Origin of the sequence: Pseudomonas borbori, from assembly GCF_900115555.1 — a bacterium.
Classification (GTDB): Bacteria; Pseudomonadota; Gammaproteobacteria; order Pseudomonadales; family Pseudomonadaceae; genus Aquipseudomonas; species Aquipseudomonas borbori.
In genome coordinates, this window is the sequence record NZ_FOWX01000016.1 from 14,236 (window position 1) to 32,680 (window position 18,445).

Genomic DNA, 18,445 nt, shown 5'->3' on the forward strand with positions numbered 1-18,445 from the left:
CCTGCCCTGGTGCGCACGGCGCACCCTACGACATGGCTTCAGCGAGAGCGCCAGCTTCCGCCACGCCTTCCAGCGCTGGAGCGGGGTCGCGCCGAGCCGGTTTCGCGCCTGATCATCCGGGCCCCGTCAATATTGACCTGCCCGTAGGGTGCGCCACGCGCACCAGCCGTTTGCACACCGGCCCTGGTGCGCGCGGCGCACCCTACGACATGGCTTCAGCGAGAGCGCCAGCTTCCGCCACGCCTTCCAGCGCTGGAGCGAGGCCGCGCCGAGCCGGTTTCGCGCCTGATCATCCGGGCCCCGCCAATGCCGACCTGCCCGTAGGGTGCGCCACGCGCACCAGCCGTTTGCGCACCTGCCCCTGGTGCGCGCGGCGCACCCTACGACTGGGCACTGCGGCCGTGAAATTTGGCCACTTCGATCCCCTATCAATAAATGGGGTCAGACCGCGATTTACGCTGCAACTCTCTACAGAGAAATCTGTGACCCCGAATATTCGGCTGTACGGCGCAGCCGAACCGGCAGCCGGCCCGGCGTCTGCTGGCCAGGTGGCTGCGCTGAGCGCGGCTGGTATGGGGGGGGAGACGATTCATTTGTCGGCGCCATGAATCAGGCCCAGCCCCAGCTAAGAGACAAACGTTAGCTGGGCTTGCGTCGCCCGCATAGTGATACTGTAGTATCACTATTTGGCCGGTTTTGGAGGACACCCATGAAAGTCGAGCTTGTTACCAACCTCAAGCGGCAGGCGACAAAAATCCTGGCGGATCTCCACGCGTCGAAAGAACCGGTGTTGATTACCGAGCATGGTCAGCCATCGGCGTATCTCGTCGATGTTCAGGACTACGAATTCATGCAGCGCCGACTTGAGTTGCTGGAAGGCCTCTCACGGGGAGAGCGGGCTGTACTCGAAGGAAGGACGTACAGCCAAACAGAGGCCAGGGAGAAGATGGGTAAATGGCCGAAGTAGTCTGGACGGACGGAACCAGCGCTTCAGCAACTGGATGCCATTGCCGAGTACATAGCGCTGGATAATCCCGTTGCCGCAAGCAACTTGGTCGAGCGCGTTTTCGCCAAAACGGATCGACTGGCAGATTTCCCCCAATCCGGGCGCGTTCCTCCAGAGCTGCCCAATGCCATATACAGAGAAGTGCTGGTGCCGCCTTGCCGCATTTTTTACCGGGAAGATGGGGATCTGGTGCTTTTGCTATACGTCATGAGAGAGGAACGGCAGCTGCGTGCTTTCATGCTGGAGACCAGTTAACCAAGCGCGGCGCACGGATGTCTTTGACTGAGAAACTGTGCTCAGCACCAACCAAGCAAAGCCCCCGCACTCATCCCCCCAGCTCGCCGCTTTCCAGCTTGCGCCACAACAGCCTGACCGCCGCCTTGCGCACCAGGGCGCAGCGGTGCAGGCGGATTTCCAGCGGCACTTGCCACTGTTCGTCGCCGCACACCACCAGCTCGCCGCGGGCCAGCTCCATGGTGACCGACAGGCGTGGCACCCAGGCCACGCCCATGCCCTGCAGGGCCATGCTCTTCAGGCTGTCGGCCATCGCCGTTTCGTACACCGTGGTCGAGCGCAGCGCGCGCTGGCGCAGCAGCAGGTTGACCGAGCGGCCGAGGAAGGCGCCGGCGCTGTAGGCCAGCAGCGGCACGCTCTGGCCGCCGTCGAGGTCAAACAGCGGCGCACCGCCCTCGTCCACCGCGCACACCGGCAGCATCGAGGTCACGCCCAGGTGCAGCGAGGGGAAGATTTCCGGGTCCATCTGCAGCGCGGCATCCGGGTCGTAGTAGGCGAGGATCAGGTCGCAGCCGCCCTCGCGCAGCGAGTGCACCGCCTCGCCGACGTTGGTCGCCACCAGCCGGGTATTCAACGGCAGGCCTTCACGGCGCAGGCGGGCGATCCATTCGGGGAAGAAGCCCAGGGTCAACGAGTGCGCGGCGGCGATCTGCAGCACCTCGCCCTGCTTGCCTTCGAGGTTGTGCAGGTGACGCACCACCTCGCCGAGCTGCTCGACCAGGCTGCGTGCGGTGACCAGAAACAGCTGGCCGGACTCGGTCAGCTCGACCGGGGTGCAGGCGCGGTTGACCAGGGTCAGGCCGAGCATCTGCTCCAGCGCCTTGATCCGCCGGCTGAAGGCCGGCTGGGTGACGAAGCGCTTCTGCGCGGCCTGGGAGAAGCTGCGGGTGGCGGCCAGGGCGACGAAGTCTTCCAGCCATTTGGTTTCCAGGTTCATCGATTGCGTGGCTTCCCTCGTAACGGACCTGCAGCGGTGCACCGGCCGCTCGCTGCCTACCGGCTCATCCTGCCCTATGCGCTTGCCGCGCACCATAGCCTGGCGGCTCCCCCCCTCGCACACCACAGCCGCTACAATGCCGCCCTAACAACAAGAAATACCTCAAGGAGCTGAAATCATGGAGAAGTTGCGCCGCACCATCCTGCTGATTGGCTTGGTTCTGGGGATCACCGCTACGGCGCACGCCGAGCTGCCCGACGACTACCGGATCATCCTGCAGACCGAAAATTTCCCGCCGTTCAGCATCTCCCCGGCGAACAAACGATTCGCCCGCGGCGATGACATCCAGGGCATCGGCGCCGACACCGTGCGTGACCTGTTCGAGCGCGCCGGCATCGCGTACAGCATGACCCTGCGCTCGCCGTGGAGCCGAATCTACGGCGACACCCTGAAGTCGCCGAACCACGGACTGTTCTCGGTCGTGCGCAGCGAACAGAACCGCACGCTGTTCAAGTGGGTCGGCCCGCTCGCCCATTACGAAAGCGTGCTGCTCAGCGCGGCGGACAACCAACTGCGGCTCAACAGCCTGGAGCAGGCCAAGGCCTACCGAATCGGGGTGTACCGCAACGGCGCACTGAATGCCTACCTGGAAAGCCAGGGGCTGAACGTCGACAGCGCCCTGAACGAGCAAGACAACGTGCAGCGCCTGCTCAAGGGCGACATCGAACTGTGGGCCACCGCGGAACCTGCATGGCGCTACTACACCAAGCAGTTGGGCGTGACCGGGCTGAAGACCGCACTGACCTTCCACACCGCCGAGCTGTACCTGGCGCTGCACAAGGACACCCCCGACGAGGTGGTCGGGCGCCTGCAGCAGGCGATGAACGAGATCATCGCCGAGGGTTATAGCGGCTGCAGCAAGACCCCCGAGTTCTGTTACCTGATCCGCAACCGGGCGATCCCCAGCGGTTCCTAGTCGCGCCCGCGGCCGATTCGGGCAGAGCGGAAGCTGCGGCTGGGTCGCGCCGCAGCGGGGTAATCCGCCCTACGATCTTGCCCACCCCGGAGTTTGGCAACGACCGAAGCAAAATCACAGGTTCTTCGACGGGGGCGCGGGGCCGCCCAGGTGTGCGCTCCAACTGCCTGTGGTTCGTGGTGCGCGCGGCGCACCTTACGGGTTCAGGCGCGCAGCCTGATGTTGCGGGTTCTGCCGCCAAGGCAGGCGGCCAAGCCGCGCCACACGTCCGAACGACTTGGGGCGTCACGCCGACATTATGCCGATTGTGCATAGCCCAGCGCTTAACAGCATTGGCCAGGTTTCGGCCGCAGCCCTTAGTCTACGGGACATCGCGGCGTTAGCCGTATTCCCTAGAGATACCCCCATCATGTCCGCTGCCGCATCATTCCGTATCGAAAAAGATCTGCTTGGCACCCTCGAAGTTCCCGCCGAGGCCTATTACGGCATCCAGACCTTGCGTGCCGTGCACAACTTCCGCCTGTCCGGCGTGCCGCTGGCGCACTACCCGAAGTTCGTCACCGCGCTGGCCATGGTCAAGCAGGCGGCCGCCGATGCCAACCGCGAACTGGGCCACCTGAGTGCGGCCAAGCACGCGGCGATCAGCGAAGCCTGTGCGCGCATCGTGCGCGGCGACTTCCACGAAGAGTTCGTGGTCGACATGATCCAGGGCGGCGCCGGCACCTCGACCAACATGAATGCCAACGAGGTGATCGCCAACATCGCCCTGGAGGCCATGGGCCACGCCAAGGGCGAGTACAAATACCTGCACCCGAACAACGACGTGAACATGGCGCAGTCGACCAACGACGCCTACCCGACCGCCATCCGCCTCGGCCTGCTGCTCGGCCACGATGCCCTGCTGGCCAGCCTCGACAGCCTGATCGGCGCCTTCGCGGCCAAGGGCGAGGAGTTCGCCCACGTATTGAAGATGGGCCGCACCCAGTTGCAGGACGCCGTGCCGATGACCCTCGGCCAGGAGTTCCGCGCCTTCGCCACCACCCTCGGCGAAGACCTGGCGCGCCTGCGCAGCCTGGCCCCGGAACTGCTCACCGAGGTCAACCTGGGCGGCACCGCGATCGGCACCGGGATCAACGCCGACCCGCGCTACCAGCAGCTGGCGGTCGACCGCCTGGCCGCGATCAGTGGCCAGCCGCTGGTGCCGGCCGCCGACCTGATCGAGGCGACCTCGGACATGGGCGCCTTCGTGCTGTTCTCCGGCATGCTCAAGCGCACCGCAGTCAAGCTGTCGAAGATCTGCAACGACCTGCGCCTGCTGTCCAGCGGCCCGCGCACCGGGATCAACGAGATCAACCTGCCGGCGCGCCAGCCGGGCAGCTCGATCATGCCCGGCAAGGTCAACCCGGTGATCCCCGAGGCGGTCAATCAGGTGGCCTTCGAGATCATCGGCAACGACCTGGCCCTGACCATCGCCGCCGAGGGCGGCCAGCTGCAACTGAACGTCATGGAGCCGCTGATCGCCTACAAGATCTTCGACTCGATCCGCCTGCTGCAGCGCGCCATGGACATGCTGCGCGAGCATTGCATCAATGGCATCACCGCCAACGAGGCGCATTGCCGGGCGCTGATGGAGAACTCCATCGGCCTGATCACCGCGCTCAACCCCTACATCGGCTACGAGAACGCCACCCGCATCGCCAAGCTGGCCCTGGACAGCGGCCGCGGCGTGCTGGAACTGGTGCGCGAAGAAAACCTGCTGGACGACGCCACCCTGGCCGACATCCTCAGCCCGGAAAACATGATCGCCCCGCGCCTGGTGCCCTTGAAGGCGTAAGCCACGGCCTAGGCTCGCCCCTTCCTACGCATGTCCACGCGCCGCACGCCCCCGTGCGGCGCACCCTCCCGCCCCGATCCTGACGGGCAGTAGCACTCAAGGCCGCAACAGACGGCCCTCAAACAACAACTATTCGGGTGATAACCATGAGTCAGAGCACTACCCTTCCCTTGCGTTTCTGGAGCCGCCTGCCGCTGTGGCAGCAAATCCTCATCGGCCTGACCCTCGGCGTCGCCACCGGCATCGCCTTCGAGCAGGATGCCCTGATCCTGGCCCCCGTCGGCGCGCTGTTCCTCAACGCGATCAAGATGCTCATCGTGCCGCTGGTGTTCGTCTCCCTGGTGGCCGGCATCACCTCCATGCAGGACAGCGCCAAGCTCGGCCGTATCAGCGTCAAGACCATCGCCATCTACCTGGTCACCACCGCCTTCGCGGTAAGCATCGGCCTGCTGTTCGGCACCCTGTTCACGCCCGGCGAAGGCATGCACATGGTCGCCAGCGCTGGCAGCGAAGCCAAGCAGGCGCCCTCGCTGGTGCAGATCCTGGTCGGCCTGGTGCCGAGCAACCCGGTCACCGCCTTCGCCGAAGGCAACATCCTGCAGATCATCGTGTTCGCCATCGCCCTGGGCGTGAGCCTGAACCTGGTCGGCGCCAAGGCCGCGCCGGCGATCAAGCTGTTCGACAGCCTGGCCGAGGCCTTCTACAAGCTCACCGACCTGATCATGCGCTGCGCCCCCTACGGCGTGTTCGCCCTGATCGCCGGCGTGGTCGGCAGCCACGGCGCCGAGGTGCTGCTGCCGCTGGCGGGGGTGATCGGGGTGATCTACCTGGCCAGCCTGGCCCATGTGCTGCTGGTCTACGGCGGCCTGCTCGGCGGCCTGGCGCGGCTCAGCCCGCTGCGTTTCTTCCAGGGCATCGCCCCGGCCCTGGCGGTGGCCTTCAGCACCTCGAGCAGCGCCGGCACCCTGCCGGTGTCGATCGAATGCGCGCGCAAGAACCTCGGTGTGTCCGAGGGCGTGGCCGGCTTCGTGCTGCCGGTCGGCGCCACCATCAACATGGACGGCACCGCCATCTACCAGGGCGTGCTGGCGCTGTTCATCGCCCAGGCCTTCGGCGTCGACCTCAGCGGCGGCCAGTACCTGATGATCATCCTCACCGCCACCCTGGCCTCGATCGGCACCGCCGGCATCCCCGGCGCCGGGCTGATCATGCTCGGCCTGGTGCTGACCTCGGTCGGCCTGCCGCTGGAAGGCGTGGCGCTGATCGCCGGCATCGACCGCATCCTCGACATGGCCCGCACCACGGTCAACGTCGCTGGCGACCTGATGACCACCACCCTGGTCGGCCACAGCGAGAACGAGCTGGACCGCGAGGTCTACAACAGCGCGAACAAGGAATAGGCCGCCGCACCGCAACATCGTTGATTCACCGCCGCCGCCGGCTCCAGCCGCCGGCATCCGTTGCGAACCAGGCCCCGCCCGGACATCCGTCGGGCGCGGGGCGTTCGCTTGTAGGAGTGATCGACCATGCGCCGTTATATCCCGCTGCACCTGTTGCTTGGCCTGCTGTTCAGCCACTTCGCTCACGCCGAATTGCCGGCGGATTACCGGGTGGTGCTGCTGACCGAGAATTTCCCGCCGTTCAACCTGGCGGCGAACGGCAAGAACTTCGCCCGCGACCCGAATATCCACGGCCTCAGCGCCGATATCGTGCGCGAGATGTTCAGGCGCGCCGGCATCGGCTACAGCCTGACCCTGCGCTTCCCCTGGGCACGGATCTATAAGCAGACCCTGGAAACGCCCAATCACGGGCTGTTTTCCACCTCGCTGAGCGAGGCGCGGCGACCGCTGTTCAAGTGGGTCGGGCCGATCGCCCAGTATGAGAGCGTGCTGGTCGGCCGCGAGGACGGCGGCCCGCGCCCGGCCAACCTGGAGCAGGCCAGGGCCTACCGCATCGGCGCCTACCGCAGCGCAGCGGTCAGCCAGCACCTCGAGCGCCTCGGCTTCACCCCGCACAACGCCCTGCGCGACCAGGAAAACCTGCGCAAGCTGCAGCGCGGGCAGATCGACCTGTGGGCCACCTCCGATCCGGTCTGGCGTCACTACGCCAGGGAGCAGGGCGTCAGCGGCCTGAGCACGGTCCTGAGCTTCGAGACTTCACAGCTGTACCTGGCGCTGAACAAGGACACCCCGGATGAAGTGGTGGAACGCCTGCAGGCGGCACTCGAGCAGATGCGCGACGAAGGCTATGGCAGCTGCGCGAAGAACCCACAGTTGTGCTGAGCGCGAAGAGCTGCCGCGCCCGCCAGGTGGGCCGACTGCTACTCGATCTCGAACAGCCCGTCGCGGATATGCGCTCCGGCCAGGCGCTGACGGATGTCGGGGTCGATGCGCGGATCGTCCGGCTCGTAGAGCATCACCTGGCGATAGGCATTGACCCGGTTGATCTCCGTGCCGAGGAACTCCCAGACCACCCGGGTGCAGGCCGGGGTGCGCAGGTCGCCGCTGGAGACCCCGGTCTTCAGGCCGTTGAGGCGGGCGATGCGGCTCTTGAAGCTGGGGATCAGGATGGTCTGGCTCATCTCGTTGCCGGTCAGCGACTCGTAGTCGATCAGGAACAATCGATCCTGCAGGTAGAAGGCCGCGCCCAGGTAGCGACAACGCACCCAGTCCTCGGCCTTGGCGCTGGCGGCGCGCGACGGTTCCTGGCGCTCCTGGCGTTCGAACAGGTAATTACCACGCTCCTCGCGCAGCTGCACCAGCGACAGCAAGATCTGCCCCGGCACCGACATGCAGTTGGCGTACTCGAAGTAATAGCCGCAGTAGCGCGCCAGGCTGCTGGCATGCTCGCGCAGCGGCTGCAGCAACTCCAACAGCGGATCGCCGCCGGCTGGCTGCTCCAGGCCGCTGCCGCGCGCGCCGATCAGACGGGCGAACTGCTCGCCCGGCAAGCTCAGTTCATAGGCCTCGACGCCGAAGAAATCGCAGATGCGCTTGAGGTTGTGCGCGGTCGGTTGGCTCTGCCCGCTGAGGTATTTGTTGAACTGGGCGCGGTTGATCGCCAGCTTGCGGCAGACCTCGGCGATCGAGCGGTAGTGGCTGCACAGCAGCTTGAGATTGGCTCCCAGGTATTCCGACATGCTGCAGCTCCTCTTGGCGCGATCGGCGCGATTGTAGCATCAACTCGCATCAGGTCGCCGCCACCCGCGAAATTGCATGACGAGCGCGTCTGGCCAACCATTCCCGGGCCCCAAGCTGACGCTGCATTTTTCCCCAACAACAAGAGAGAGACCCTCCCGCCATGCTCGATATTCTCAACGACCTTATCTGGAGCAAGCTGCTGATCGTGATGCTGATCGGCCTCGGGCTGTACTTCACCATCGCCTCACGCTTCGTCCAGTTTCGCTACTTCGGCAACATGTTCCGCATCTTCAGCGAAGCCTTTCAACACCATCCGGGCCAGCTCAGCTCGTTCCAGGCGCTGATGCTCAGCGTCGCCGGCCGCGTCGGCGCCGGCAACATCGCCGGGGTCTCGGTGGCCATCATGCTCGGCGGCCCGGGCGCAGTGTTCTGGATGTGGATGGTCGCCCTGGTCGGCATGGCCACCAGCTATTTCGAGTGCTCCCTGGCCCAGCTGTACAAGCGCCGCGAAGCCGACGGCAGCTACCGCGGTGGCCCGGCCTTCTACATCCAGCACGGTCTTGGCCAGCGCTGGCTGGGCATCGTTGTGTCGATCCTGCTGCTGGTGACCTTCGGCTTCGGCTTCAACGCCGTGCAGTCCTACACCGTGGCCAGCTCGATGCACGATACCTTCGGCCTACCCACCCATATCAGCGGCCTGATCCTTGTCGCCGTAATGGGCCTGATCATCTTCGGTGGCATCCAGCGCATCGCCAAATTCGCCGACGTGCTGGTACCGGTGATGGCCTTCTCCTACATCGCCATGGCCCTGGTGGTGATCGGCCTGAACATCGAGGCGGTCCCGGCGACCCTGGCACTGATCGTCAAGAGCGCCTTCGGCCTGGAACCGGCCTTCGCCGGCGGCATCGGCGCGGCCATCATCATGGGCGTCAAGCGCGGCCTGTTCTCCAACGAGGCAGGCCTGGGCAGTGCGCCCAACGTCGCCGCCGTGGCCGAGGTCAAGCACCCGGTCGCCCAGGGCATCGTGCAATCGCTCAGCGTGTTCATCGACACCATCATCCTGTGCAGCTGCACCGCGCTGATCATCCTGCTCTCGGGCGTCTACCAGCCGGGCATGGAAGTCTCCGGGGTGATCCTGACCCAGACCGCCATGGCCAGCGTGGTCGGCGAGTGGGGCCGGGTGTTCATCAGCATCGCCCTGCTGCTGTTCGTCTTCACCACCCTGATCTACAACTACTACCTCGGCGAGAACGCCCTGGGCTTCTTCAGCGAAAAGCGCTGGCTGGTACAGGCCTACCGCGTGCTGGTGATCGGCCTGGTACTCTGGGGCTCGCTGCAGGACCTGGGCACGGTGTTCGCCTTCGCCGACGTAACCATGGGCCTGCTGGCCATCGCCAACCTGATCGCCCTGGCCCTGCTGTTCAAGGTCGGCCTGCGCCTGATGCGCGACTACGACAAGCAGATCAAGGCGGGTGTAGCGTCGCCGGTCTTCGACCCGAAAGCCTTCGCCGACCTGGATCTCGATCCGGCAGCCTGGCCGGCCAAGCCGTCGCCAGCACCGCAGACCCTGAGCGCCGAGATCGGCCACAGCGTGCACCAGCGCTGAGCCGCTAACGACGTGATAAACAGGGGGCCATGGCCCCCTGTTTTTTTATATGCGAGGCTGTGACACAACTCCCGCCTACTGCGGTGGTTTCGCGACGGCGCTCGATATTTTCACAACCTCTGAGGAGAGCCGTCATGGCTATAACAAAACTCCTGGTGCTCTACACCGGCGGCACCATCGGCATGCAGATGGGCGCGGACGGCCTGGCGCCCGCCTCCGGCTTCGAGGCGCGGCTGCGCGCCCGGCAAGCGCAGGAACAAGAGCGGCAATTGCCGGCCTGGATCTTCCGCGAACTGCTGCCACCGATCGACAGCGCCAACATGAGCCAGGCCAACTGGCTGGCGATGGTCGCGGCGATCCGCGCAGGCGTCGAGCAGGACGGCTGCGACGCCGTGCTGGTGCTGCACGGCACCGACACCCTGGCCTACAGCGCCGCGGCCCTGAGTTTCCTGCTGCTCGGCCTGGCGCTGCCGGTGCTGCTGACCGGCTCGATGCAGCCGGCCGGCGTGCCGGGCAGCGATGCCTGGGCCAATCTGTTCGGCGCCATGCAGGCGCTGCAGCAGGGCGTTGCGCCCGGCGTGCAGCTGTACTTCGACGGCAAACTGCTGCACGGCGCGCGGGTCAGCAAGCTGGCCAGCGCCACCTTCGGCGCCTTCGCCGAACTGCCGCGCCAGCGCCGCGGCGAACGCGCCGCGCAGATTCCCACCGCCCTCGACTACCGTCAGCCGCGCCAGCCGGTGAACCTCGCCGTGTTGCCGCTGTTCCCCGGCATCCAGGCCGCGCATGTCCGCGCCCTGCTCGATAGCGGTGTACGCGGCCTGCTGCTGGAGTGCTACGGCAGCGGCACCGGCCCCTCGGACGACGGCGAACTGCTCGCCGCACTCGCGGCGGCCCATGCGCGCGGCGTGGTGCTGGCGGCGATCAGCCAGTGCGCCCATGGCCACGTCGAGTTCGGCGTCTATGCGGCAGGCAGCAAACTGGCCAGCGCCGGCCTGGTCTCCGGCGGCGGCATGACCCGCGAGGCGGCCCTGGGCAAGCTGTTCGCCCTGCTCGGCGCCGGCCTGGATCAGGCCGAAACGGAACACTGGTTCGCCCTCGACCTGTGCGGCGAGCGTGCCGATTGACAGGCCCTATTGGGCAGGCGTCGGTTCTTATCGAACAAGAAATAAATAATTGTTTTATATAGAAATTGAATCAGCACCAAGACCTGTAGGAGCGGCCCATGGCCGCGATGCGTTTCGCGGGCATGGCCCGCTCCTACAGGTACCATCGCAGTTGGTGGATGGTGAAACCTCAGCTACGCGCCCAGATCCACACTACGAGGCTGAGCCAGGCCGAGACGGAACACTGGTTCCCCCCGACCTGTGCGACGAGCGCGCAGACTAGTCGGGCTCCTACACTTGCAGCCAGACCTTAACCGTTTCAGGATGATCAATCATACCGACAGGAGGTTGCCCGATGGCCGTTCGCATTCCCGCCGAGATCCGTCCCGTCAGCGCCGCCGAGCATGCGGCCTGGCTGCCGCTGTGGCAGGGCTATCAGCGCTTCTACATGACCGAGATCCCCGCCGCCGCCAGCGACGTCACCTGGCAGCGCTTTCTCGACCCGGCCGAACCCATGCACGCCGCCCTGGCCTGGCACGAAGGCCAGGCCATCGGCCTGGCGCACTGGGTCTACCACCGCTCGACCTGGACCACTGGCGACTACTGCTACCTGCAGGACCTGTTCATCGCCAAGGATGTGCGCAGCAGCGGGGTCGGCCGCCAGCTGATCGAATACGTCTACGCCCAGGCCCGCCAGGCCGGCTGCGCGCGGGTGTACTGGCTGACCCACGAAACCAACAGCCGCGCCATGCTGCTGTACGAGCGGGTCGCCGAACGCTCGGGCTTCGTGCAGTTCCGCAAGCTGCTCTAGCAGGCCGTTGAAAAACGTAGGCGAGGCAGGCAAGACAAGGCAAAAACAGCCGAAGAAGCGGAGTTTACGAGATGTAAATGAGCATTCCGAGCCCGTTTTTAACGCAGTATTGCCAACGCAGGTAGTTTTTCAACGGCCTGCTAGGGCGGATGTCGCGCCTCTCCCTGGTGGATCGATAAAGCGCAGGCGCCCTATAGCCAGCCTGCTAGAACACCGACCAGCCGATCCGCTCGCTGAGCAGCTCCAGCGCCTTGATCCCGGCCAGGGAGTTGCCGGCCGCGTTCAGCTCCGGCGACCACACGCAGACGCTGAACTGCCCGGGCACCACCGCGACTATGCCGCCGCCGACCCCGCTCTTGCCCGGCAGGCCGACCCGGTAGGCGAAGTTGCCGGCCTCGTCGTACAGCCCGCTGGTGGCCATGATCGCGTTGACCTGCTTGGTCTGTCGCGGCGTGAGGATCTGCGCACCGCTGTGCAGGCAGAAGCCGCCGTTGGCCAGGAAGCAGAAGGCGCGGGCCAGGTCGACGCAGCTCATGCGCAACGCGCAGCAACTGAAGTAGCTGCGCAGCACCGCTTCCACTTCGTTATGAAAATTGCCGAAAGACTGCATCAGGTAGGCCGCCGCCGCGTTGCGCGCGCGGTGCTGGTATTCCGAATCGGCCACCCGGTTATCCACCGCCACCTGCGGGTTGCCGGCCAGACGCCGAACGAAATCGCGCATCGACACCACCGGCGCGGCGAAGCGCGACTGGTTGATGTCGCAGATCACCAGGGCGCCGGCGTTGATGAACGGATTGCGCGGCCGGCCGCGCTCGAACTCCAGCTGCACCAGCGAGTTGAACGGCTGCCCGGACGGCTCGTGGCCCAGGCGCTGCCAGATGTCCTCGCCGGAGTGCCCGATGGCCTGGACCAGGCTGAACACCTTGGAGATGCTCTGCACGGAAAACGCCGTAGCCGCATCGCCAGCGCAGAACAGCTCACCCGCGTTGCTGTACACCGCGATGCCCAGCTGATTGGCCGGCACATCGGCCAGCGCCGGGATGTAATCGGCCACCTTGCCCTGGCCGATCAGCGGGCGGACTTCGTCGAGGATTTCATTCAACAGCGCTTGCATGTTCGGGCTCGTAGCAGTGCCCGAGCGAACCTCGGGCGATGGCTGGTAGACGCCTGCCAGCCGGCGCTGATCACACAAGAAACTGCTCCCGGCGGCTCCCTCAACGCCAGGCCCGACGCAGCTTATCGAGTGCCTGGGCGATCTGCGCCTCGTCGACCCCGGCAAAGCCCAGCACCAACCCGGCACGCGGCGGCTGTATCGGCTCGTCCAGGCAGTAGCCGCTCAGCGCACTGAGCTCGACGCCGACGCCTGCCGCCTGGTCGATCAGCTCACGCTCACGCGCCAGGCTGGGCAACGGCACGCAGACGTGCAGCCCGGCCTGCACCTCCGGCAGCGCCACGCCGGCTTCGGCGGCGGGCCAGTCGCGCAACAGGGCATCGCGACGCGAGCGAGCGGCGCGGCGCATGCGGCGGATATGCCGCTGGAAGTGGCCACGGGCGATGAACTCGGCGAGCACCGCCTGGCTGCCGATTTCCGAATGGCGCATGTTCAGGGTGCGCAACTGCGCCAGGGGCTCGACCAGCGCCGGCGGCACCACCAGATAACCGAGGCGCAGCGCCGGGAACAGCACCTTGGAGAAGGTGCCAACATAGAGCACCCGGCCCTGGCGATCCAGAGAGGCGAGCGGCGCCAGCGGCGTGCCGCTGTAGCGGTACTCGCCGTCGTAGTCGTCCTCGACGATCCAGGCCTGTTCGCGTTCGGCCCATTCCAGCAGTTCCAGGCGCCGCGCCAGGGACAGGGTGACGCCGCTGGGGTACTGGTGCGACGGCGTGACGTAGGCCAGCCGGCAATCGCCGAGGCCCGCCAACTGACCGGTGTCCAGACCGTCCTGGTCCACCGCGATGCCGTGCAGGCGCGCCCCGGCGACGGCGAAGGTCTGCGCGGCGGAGCGGTAGCAGGGATTCTCCAGCGCCACGCCGTCGCCGGCCTGCAGCAGCTGGGCGCAGAGGCTGATGGCCTGCTGCGCGCCGCTGGTGATCAGCACCTGCTCGGGCGTGCAGCGCAGGCCGCGGCCGTTGCGCAGGTAGGCGGCGATCATTTCCCGCAGGCGCGGATCGCCGGCCGCAGCGCCATAGCCCAGGCATTCCAGTGCCGGCGCACGCCAGAACTGCGCCTGCAAACGCGCCCAGACCTCGAAGGGGAACAGGTCGAGGGCCGGCAAGCCGAGGCGGAACGCCCGCGGCGGCCCCTCGCGCGGCGCGCCCGGCCCGTGGGCCTGCAAGCGCGCCCGCAGCGGCTGCGCAATCTGCGCCTGCGCCGCCGGCGGCATGGCGGCCGGCACGCCGTCACCCAGTTCGGCGACATAGGTGCCGTCGCCGATGCGCCCGTCGATATAGCCCTCCGCATACAGCTGGTCGTAGGCGCGCACCACGGTATTGCGCGACACGCCGAGCGCCTCGGCCAGTTCGCGGCTGGCCGGCAAACGCATGCGACTGGCCATGCGGCCGTCGAGAATGCGTTCGCGCAGGGCCTGATACAGCTGGCGCGCCAGGCCCTGACGCGGGTCGAGGCGGAAGCCCGCGGGGTCGAGGGGCAAGGGCGGTTTGCTGGACATGGGCGGCGGCCTGGGCAGGAGAATGCACAGAGTAAATTGGACCTATCGAAAAGACCATTAATGGCTCTTACAAAGGACCAATAGCCCGCCTAGCATGGCGCCATCGCTCAGGAGAACCGCCATGTACTCACCCGCCGCCTTCCGCATCGACGACCTCGCCGAACTGCACGCACAGATCGAGCGCACACCCCTGGCGATCCTGGTGACCCAGGCCGAGCAGGGCCTGCAGGCCAGCCATCTGCCACTGCTGCTCGACCCCGACGCAGGTGAAAACGGCACGCTGCTCGGCCACTTCGCCCGCGCCAACCCGCAGTGGCGCGACCTGGCCGCGGGTGCCGAAGCGCTGGTGATCTTTCCCGGCGCTTCGGCCTACGTCAGCCCCGGCTACTACCCGAGCAAGGCGCGCGACCACAAGGCGGTGCCGACCTGGAACTACCAGACCGTGCACGTCTGGGGCCACGCCGCGGTGTTCGACGAGCCGGCGCGCCTGCGCGAACTGGTCGGCCGCCTCAGCGCCCATCACGAAAGCGGCCAGGCGCAGCCCTGGTCGCTGGACGAGGCGCCCGCCGACTACCTCGACGCCATGCTGCGCGCCATCGTCGGCTTCGAACTGCCGATCGCCCGCATCGCCGGCAAACGTAAGCTGAGCCAGAACCAGCCGGCGGACAACCGCGCCGGCGTGCGCGCTGCCCTGGCGACCCGCGCGACGCCGAACGAACAGGAAGTAGCGCGGCTGATGGATAGCCTGCGCTGAAGACCCCCTCTCCCAGCGAAGGAATACCCCGATGTCGACTCTCGAAATCCGCCCCGTCAGTGCCGCCGACCACGCCGCCTGGCTACCGCTGTGGCAAGGCTATCTGCGCTTCTACGCAAGCGAGCTGCCAGACGAAACCAGCGCCAGCACCTGGCAGCGCTTTCTCGACCCGGCCGAGCCGACCCATGCCGCGCTGGCCTGGCGCGACGGCCATGCCGTCGGCCTGGTGCAGTGGATTTACCATCGCTCCAACTGGTTGGTGGCCCACAGCTGTTATCTGCAGGATCTGTTCGTCAGCCCCGAGGTGCGCGGCAGCGGCGTTGGCCGCCAGCTGATCGAACACGTCTACGCCCAGGCCCGCAGCGCCGGCAGTGCGCGGGTGCACTGGCTGACCCGGGAAAGCAACCACAGCGCCATGCAGCTCTACGATCACATCGCCGAGCGTTCCGGCTTCGTGCAATACACCCACGGCCTGTAGCCCGAGGACGATGACATGACCCAGCCAGCCCTGCCCGATTGGCGCCCCGCCAACCCGCCGCCACGGCGTCCGCTCGACGGCCGTTATGTGCGTCTGGAACCGCTCGATCCCGCGCGCCACGGTGATGACCTGTGGCCGTGCCTGCAGGGGCCGGACGCCGATCCGGCGCTGTGGGATTACCTGCCTTATGGACCCTTCGCATCCCGCGCGGCATTCGACGCCTGGCTGGCCGGCAATGCCGCCGGCAGCGACCCGCTGTTCTTCGCCGTGCGCGAGCGCGCCAACGGCCAGGCCCAGGGCCTGCTCAGCTACCTGAACATAGTGCCGGCCCATGGCTGCATCGAGATCGGCCACATTGCCTTCGGCCGCGCCATGCAGCGCACGCCGCGGGCCACTGAGGCGGTATTCCTGCTCGCCGAACTGGCCTTCGCCCTCGGCAACCGCCGCCTGGAATGGAAGTGCAATGATCTGAACGCCCGCTCCAAGCGCGCCGCCGAGCGCTTCGGCTTCAGCTTCGAAGGGTTGTTCCGCCAGCATCTGGTGATCAAGGGGCGCAACCGCGATAGCGCCTGGTTCTCCCTGCTCGACCACGAGTGGCCGGCGCAACGGCAAGCGTTCGAGCGCTGGCTGGCCCTGGACAACTTCGATGAGCAGGGCCGCCAGCGCAGCAGCCTCGCCGAGCTGCGCAACCGGAGCCGCCCGGAACGCTGAGCGCCAGCCTTACCCCGTGCGCCGCGGCCAGGCGAAGCTGAGCAGGAACAGGCTGGCCGCCGAGACCACGATCGATGGCCCGGCCGGAGTGTCCTGGAACCACGACAGGCTGAGGCCGCCGCATACCGCGACTATGCCCAGCAGGCTGGCGCCCAGGGCCATCTGCTCCGGGGTACGCGCGTGGCGCTGGGCGGCGGCGGCGGGAATGATCAGCAGTGAGGTGATCAGCAGCACGCCGACGATCTTCATCGCCACGGCGATCACCACGGCGATCAGCAGCATCAGGCTCAGACGGATCGCCGCCACCGGCAGGCCTTCGACCCGGGCCAGCTCCTCGTGCACGGTGATTGCCAGCAAGGGTCGCCAGAGCAGGCTCAGCAGCACCAGCACCAGGGCGCTGCCGCCGAGAATCCAGGCCAGGTCGCCGGGGCCGACGGCGAGCAGGTCGCCGAACAGGTAACCCATCAGGTCGATGCGCACGTCCTGCATGAAACTCAGCACCACCAGCCCCAGGGACAGGGTGCTGTGGGCGAGGATGCCGAGCAGGGTATCCGAGGCCAGCGGCTGGCGGCTCTGCAGGGTCACCAGCAGTACCGCCAGCAGCACGCAGCCGACCGTCACCGCCAGGGTCGGGCTGACGTCGAGCATCAGGCCGAGGGCCACGCCGAGCAGCGCGGCATGCGACAGGGTGTCGCCGAAATAGGCCATGCGCCGCCAGACCACGAAGGAGCCGAGCGGGCCGGCGACCAGGGCCAGGGCCAGGCCGGCGAGCAGGGCGTTAAGCAGAAAATCAGCCATGCTTGCAGCCATCTCCGTGAACGTGTGGTTGGACCGGACCCTGGATGCTCAGGCCGGCGCTCGCTTCGTTGACCACCGCGCCATGCAGGTCGTGCTCATGGTCGTGGCGGTGGTGATAGATCGCCAGGCTCTTGGCGTCCTGGCCGAACAGCTCGACGAACGCCGGATCGCCGCTGACCTGCTCGGGATGGCCGGAACAGCAGACATGCCGGTTGAGGCAGACCACCTGGTCGGTGGTGCTCATCACCAGGTGCAGGTCGTGGGAGACCATCAGCACGCCGCAACCATGGCGGTCGCGCAACTGGGTGATCAGGCGGTACAGCTCGGCCTGGCCGCTGACGTCGACGCCCTGCACCGGCTCGTCGAGCACCAGCAACTGCGGCTCGCGCAGCAGGGCGCGGGCCAGCAGCACGCGCTGCAGTTCGCCGCCGGAAATGCTCTGCAAGGGGCTGTCGAGCACCTGGCCGGCGCCGACTTCGGCCAGCGCCGCCTGGGCGCGGGCGCGATCGACGCCGGGCACCAGGCGCAGGAAGCGCAGCACGCTGAGCGGCAGGGTGGCATCGACATGCAGTTTCTGCGGCATATAGCCGATGCGCAGCTTCGGCTTGCGCCAGACGCTGCCGCTGTCGGGCTTGAGCAGGCCGAGCACGGCACGCACCAGGGTGGTCTTGCCGGCCCCGTTGGGGCCGATCAGGGTGACGATTTCGCCGGGTTTGACGCTCAGTTGCACGTCCTGCAGCACGCTCTGGCCGCGGAAGCTGACGCCAATCCCGGCGAGGCGAATCAGCGCATCGCTCATGCGGCCTCCTGACAGCCCGCACAGAGGCCGAGCACTTCCACGGTCTGCCCTTCGACCACGAAACCGACGCTCTGCGCGCCACTGACGATCGCTGCGCTGATCGCCGCGTGCTCCAGTTCGATGGCCGCATGACAACTGCGGCAGATGAGGAACTGGCCCTGGTGGGCATGCGCCGGGTGACTGCAGCCGACGAAGGCGTTGAGCGAGGCGATGCGGTGCACCAGGCCGTTGTCCAGGAGAAAATCCAGCGCCCGGTACACGGTCGGCGGCGCGGCGCGGCGGCCATCCTGCTCGCTCAACACGGCGAGGATGTCGTAGGCGCCGAGCGGCTTGTGGCTCTGCCAGACCAGCTCCAGCACACGCTTGCGCAGGGCGGTCAGGCGCAGGCCCTGGCGCGTGCAAATGCTTTCCGCCTCGGCCAGGGCATGGCTGACGCAGCGGGAATGGTCGTGGGGACGTGAGGCGAGCGGTGGCTGAGTCATGGGCGGGGACGGCAGAGGCGAGAGACGTTATTATATTACCCGTTCCT

19 protein-coding genes and 1 pseudogene are annotated in these 18,445 nt (G+C 66.8%); 13 read left to right on the top strand and 7 right to left on the bottom strand.

Features of this window, described 5'->3' with window-relative positions; translation table 11 throughout:
- Nucleotides 1–34: 34 nt before the first annotated feature.
- From BM315_RS25005 to BM315_RS13265, 3 genes and pseudogenes are all read left to right on the top strand, one after another.
- Nucleotides 35–112: pseudogene (locus BM315_RS25005) on the top strand (hypothetical protein); the annotation flags it as partial.
- A gap of 597 nt (nucleotides 113–709) precedes the next feature.
- The gene (locus tag BM315_RS13260) at nucleotides 710–967 is read left to right on the top strand and encodes a type II toxin-antitoxin system Phd/YefM family antitoxin (protein ID WP_090501711.1); all 258 of its coding nucleotides are present in this window, start codon (nucleotides 710–712) and stop codon (nucleotides 965–967) included.
- A 57-nt stretch (nucleotides 968–1,024) separates the two neighbouring features.
- Nucleotides 1,025–1,261 (top strand): type II toxin-antitoxin system RelE/ParE family toxin, encoded by a 237-nt coding sequence (locus BM315_RS13265; RefSeq protein ID WP_244527300.1) that lies wholly within the window; start codon nucleotides 1,025–1,027, stop codon nucleotides 1,259–1,261.
- Nucleotides 1,262–1,331: 70 nt separating this feature from the next.
- Here the strand turns inward: BM315_RS13265 and BM315_RS13270 are convergent, their stop codons facing one another.
- Nucleotides 1,332–2,237 carry a LysR substrate-binding domain-containing protein gene (locus tag BM315_RS13270; protein ID WP_090501713.1) on the bottom strand — a complete coding sequence of 302 codons (906 nt, stop codon included), beginning with the start codon at nucleotides 2,235–2,237 and terminating at the stop codon, nucleotides 1,332–1,334.
- Nucleotides 2,238–2,415: 178 nt separating this feature from the next.
- Between BM315_RS13270 and BM315_RS13275 the strand changes: the two genes are divergently transcribed.
- The 4 genes from BM315_RS13275 to BM315_RS13290 all read left to right on the top strand — a co-directional run bounded on the left by BM315_RS13275 (nucleotide 2,416) and on the right by BM315_RS13290 (nucleotide 7,329).
- Nucleotides 2,416–3,213, top strand: coding sequence for a substrate-binding periplasmic protein (locus BM315_RS13275; RefSeq protein ID WP_090501715.1), 798 nt, complete (start codon nucleotides 2,416–2,418; stop codon nucleotides 3,211–3,213).
- Between the two features lie 409 nt (nucleotides 3,214–3,622).
- Nucleotides 3,623–5,047, top strand: a complete 1,425-nt coding sequence (locus tag BM315_RS13280; RefSeq protein ID WP_090501717.1) for an aspartate ammonia-lyase — start codon at nucleotides 3,623–3,625, stop codon at nucleotides 5,045–5,047.
- Nucleotides 5,048–5,193: 146 nt separating this feature from the next.
- Nucleotides 5,194–6,447 carry a dicarboxylate/amino acid:cation symporter gene (locus tag BM315_RS13285; RefSeq protein WP_090501719.1) on the top strand — a complete coding sequence of 418 codons (1,254 nt, stop codon included), beginning with the start codon at nucleotides 5,194–5,196 and terminating at the stop codon, nucleotides 6,445–6,447.
- A gap of 126 nt (nucleotides 6,448–6,573) precedes the next feature.
- Entirely contained in the window at nucleotides 6,574–7,329 is a 756-nt protein-coding gene (locus BM315_RS13290; RefSeq protein WP_090501721.1) for a substrate-binding periplasmic protein, read from the top strand.
- Nucleotides 7,330–7,367: 38 nt separating this feature from the next.
- On the opposite strand, the gene BM315_RS13295 is transcribed toward BM315_RS13290, so the two are convergent.
- Complete coding sequence (locus tag BM315_RS13295) at nucleotides 7,368–8,186, bottom strand: helix-turn-helix domain-containing protein (RefSeq protein ID WP_090501723.1); 819 nt, start codon at nucleotides 8,184–8,186, stop codon at nucleotides 7,368–7,370.
- A gap of 161 nt (nucleotides 8,187–8,347) precedes the next feature.
- Here BM315_RS13295 and BM315_RS13300 point away from each other — a divergent pair, with 161 nt between their 5' ends.
- The 3 genes from BM315_RS13300 (at nucleotide 8,348) to BM315_RS13315 (ending at nucleotide 11,707) form a co-directional block, all read left to right on the top strand.
- Nucleotides 8,348–9,793, top strand: a complete 1,446-nt coding sequence (locus BM315_RS13300) for an alanine/glycine:cation symporter family protein (protein ID WP_090501726.1) — start codon at nucleotides 8,348–8,350, stop codon at nucleotides 9,791–9,793.
- 134 nt (nucleotides 9,794–9,927) lie between these two features.
- Complete coding sequence (locus BM315_RS13305) at nucleotides 9,928–10,917, top strand: asparaginase (RefSeq protein ID WP_090501728.1); 990 nt, start codon at nucleotides 9,928–9,930, stop codon at nucleotides 10,915–10,917.
- A 334-nt stretch (nucleotides 10,918–11,251) separates the two neighbouring features.
- Complete coding sequence (locus BM315_RS13315; RefSeq protein WP_170862213.1) at nucleotides 11,252–11,707, top strand: GNAT family N-acetyltransferase; 456 nt, start codon at nucleotides 11,252–11,254, stop codon at nucleotides 11,705–11,707.
- Between the two features lie 205 nt (nucleotides 11,708–11,912).
- On the opposite strand, the gene glsB is transcribed toward BM315_RS13315, so the two are convergent.
- Complete coding sequence (gene glsB / locus BM315_RS13320) at nucleotides 11,913–12,821, bottom strand: glutaminase B (protein WP_090501732.1); 909 nt, start codon at nucleotides 12,819–12,821, stop codon at nucleotides 11,913–11,915.
- Nucleotides 12,822–12,921: 100 nt separating this feature from the next.
- Nucleotides 12,922–14,376, bottom strand: coding sequence for a MocR-like pyridoxine biosynthesis transcription factor PdxR (pdxR, locus tag BM315_RS13325; RefSeq protein WP_090501734.1), 1,455 nt, complete (start codon nucleotides 14,374–14,376; stop codon nucleotides 12,922–12,924).
- 121 nt (nucleotides 14,377–14,497) lie between these two features.
- Between pdxR and BM315_RS13330 the strand changes: the two genes are divergently transcribed.
- Genes BM315_RS13330 through BM315_RS13340 form a run of 3 tightly spaced genes read left to right on the top strand, consistent with a single transcriptional unit; the run spans nucleotide 14,498 to nucleotide 16,319 of the window.
- Nucleotides 14,498–15,130 carry an FMN-binding negative transcriptional regulator gene (locus BM315_RS13330; RefSeq protein WP_090501736.1) on the top strand — a complete coding sequence of 211 codons (633 nt, stop codon included), beginning with the start codon at nucleotides 14,498–14,500 and terminating at the stop codon, nucleotides 15,128–15,130.
- A 31-nt stretch (nucleotides 15,131–15,161) separates the two neighbouring features.
- Entirely contained in the window at nucleotides 15,162–15,608 is a 447-nt protein-coding gene (locus BM315_RS13335; RefSeq protein ID WP_090501738.1) for a GNAT family N-acetyltransferase, read from the top strand.
- 15 nt (nucleotides 15,609–15,623) lie between these two features.
- The gene (locus tag BM315_RS13340) at nucleotides 15,624–16,319 is read left to right on the top strand and encodes a GNAT family N-acetyltransferase (protein WP_090501740.1); all 696 of its coding nucleotides are present in this window, start codon (nucleotides 15,624–15,626) and stop codon (nucleotides 16,317–16,319) included.
- Between the two features lie 9 nt (nucleotides 16,320–16,328).
- Here the strand turns inward: BM315_RS13340 and znuB are convergent, their stop codons facing one another.
- The 3 genes from znuB to BM315_RS13355 are packed head-to-tail and all read right to left on the bottom strand — an operon-like array spanning nucleotide 16,329 to nucleotide 18,398.
- Nucleotides 16,329–17,117: a zinc ABC transporter permease subunit ZnuB gene (gene znuB, locus BM315_RS13345; protein ID WP_090501742.1), complete on the bottom strand. Its 789-nt coding sequence runs from the start codon at nucleotides 17,115–17,117 to the stop codon at nucleotides 16,329–16,331.
- Complete coding sequence (gene znuC, locus BM315_RS13350; protein ID WP_090501744.1) at nucleotides 17,110–17,916, bottom strand: zinc ABC transporter ATP-binding protein ZnuC; 807 nt, start codon at nucleotides 17,914–17,916, stop codon at nucleotides 17,110–17,112. Before znuC ends, znuB begins: the two co-directional genes overlap by 8 nt.
- Complete coding sequence (locus BM315_RS13355; protein ID WP_090501746.1) at nucleotides 17,913–18,398, bottom strand: Fur family transcriptional regulator; 486 nt, start codon at nucleotides 18,396–18,398, stop codon at nucleotides 17,913–17,915. The genes znuC and BM315_RS13355 overlap by 4 nt, the downstream gene beginning before the upstream one ends.
- Nucleotides 18,399–18,445: the final 47 nt, after the last annotated feature.

Bases quoted from the DNA above. Each gene is read 5' to 3' on its own strand.
- BM315_RS13330 (WP_090501736.1), top strand. From the start codon at position 14,498: ATGTACTCACCCGCCGCCTTCCGCATCGACGACCTCGCCGAACTGCAC.
- BM315_RS13355 (WP_090501746.1), bottom strand. From the start codon at position 18,398: ATGACTCAGCCACCGCTCGCCTCACGTCCCCACGACCATTCCCGCTGC.
- BM315_RS13305 (WP_090501728.1), top strand. From the start codon at position 9,928: ATGGCTATAACAAAACTCCTGGTGCTCTACACCGGCGGCACCATCGGC.
- BM315_RS13300 (WP_090501726.1), top strand. From the start codon at position 8,348: ATGCTCGATATTCTCAACGACCTTATCTGGAGCAAGCTGCTGATCGTG.
- BM315_RS13290 (WP_090501721.1), top strand. From the start codon at position 6,574: ATGCGCCGTTATATCCCGCTGCACCTGTTGCTTGGCCTGCTGTTCAGC.
- glsB (WP_090501732.1), bottom strand. From the start codon at position 12,821: ATGCAAGCGCTGTTGAATGAAATCCTCGACGAAGTCCGCCCGCTGATC.
- BM315_RS13285 (WP_090501719.1), top strand. From the start codon at position 5,194: ATGAGTCAGAGCACTACCCTTCCCTTGCGTTTCTGGAGCCGCCTGCCG.
- BM315_RS13280 (WP_090501717.1), top strand. From the start codon at position 3,623: ATGTCCGCTGCCGCATCATTCCGTATCGAAAAAGATCTGCTTGGCACC.
- znuC (WP_090501744.1), bottom strand. From the start codon at position 17,916: ATGAGCGATGCGCTGATTCGCCTCGCCGGGATTGGCGTCAGCTTCCGC.
- BM315_RS13270 (WP_090501713.1), bottom strand. From the start codon at position 2,237: ATGAACCTGGAAACCAAATGGCTGGAAGACTTCGTCGCCCTGGCCGCC.
- znuB (WP_090501742.1), bottom strand. From the start codon at position 17,117: ATGGCTGATTTTCTGCTTAACGCCCTGCTCGCCGGCCTGGCCCTGGCC.
- BM315_RS13340 (WP_090501740.1), top strand. From the start codon at position 15,624: ATGACCCAGCCAGCCCTGCCCGATTGGCGCCCCGCCAACCCGCCGCCA.
- BM315_RS13335 (WP_090501738.1), top strand. From the start codon at position 15,162: ATGTCGACTCTCGAAATCCGCCCCGTCAGTGCCGCCGACCACGCCGCC.
- BM315_RS13295 (WP_090501723.1), bottom strand. From the start codon at position 8,186: ATGTCGGAATACCTGGGAGCCAATCTCAAGCTGCTGTGCAGCCACTAC.
- pdxR (WP_090501734.1), bottom strand. From the start codon at position 14,376: ATGTCCAGCAAACCGCCCTTGCCCCTCGACCCCGCGGGCTTCCGCCTC.
- BM315_RS13275 (WP_090501715.1), top strand. From the start codon at position 2,416: ATGGAGAAGTTGCGCCGCACCATCCTGCTGATTGGCTTGGTTCTGGGG.
- BM315_RS13315 (WP_170862213.1), top strand. From the start codon at position 11,252: ATGGCCGTTCGCATTCCCGCCGAGATCCGTCCCGTCAGCGCCGCCGAG.
- BM315_RS13260 (WP_090501711.1), top strand. From the start codon at position 710: ATGAAAGTCGAGCTTGTTACCAACCTCAAGCGGCAGGCGACAAAAATC.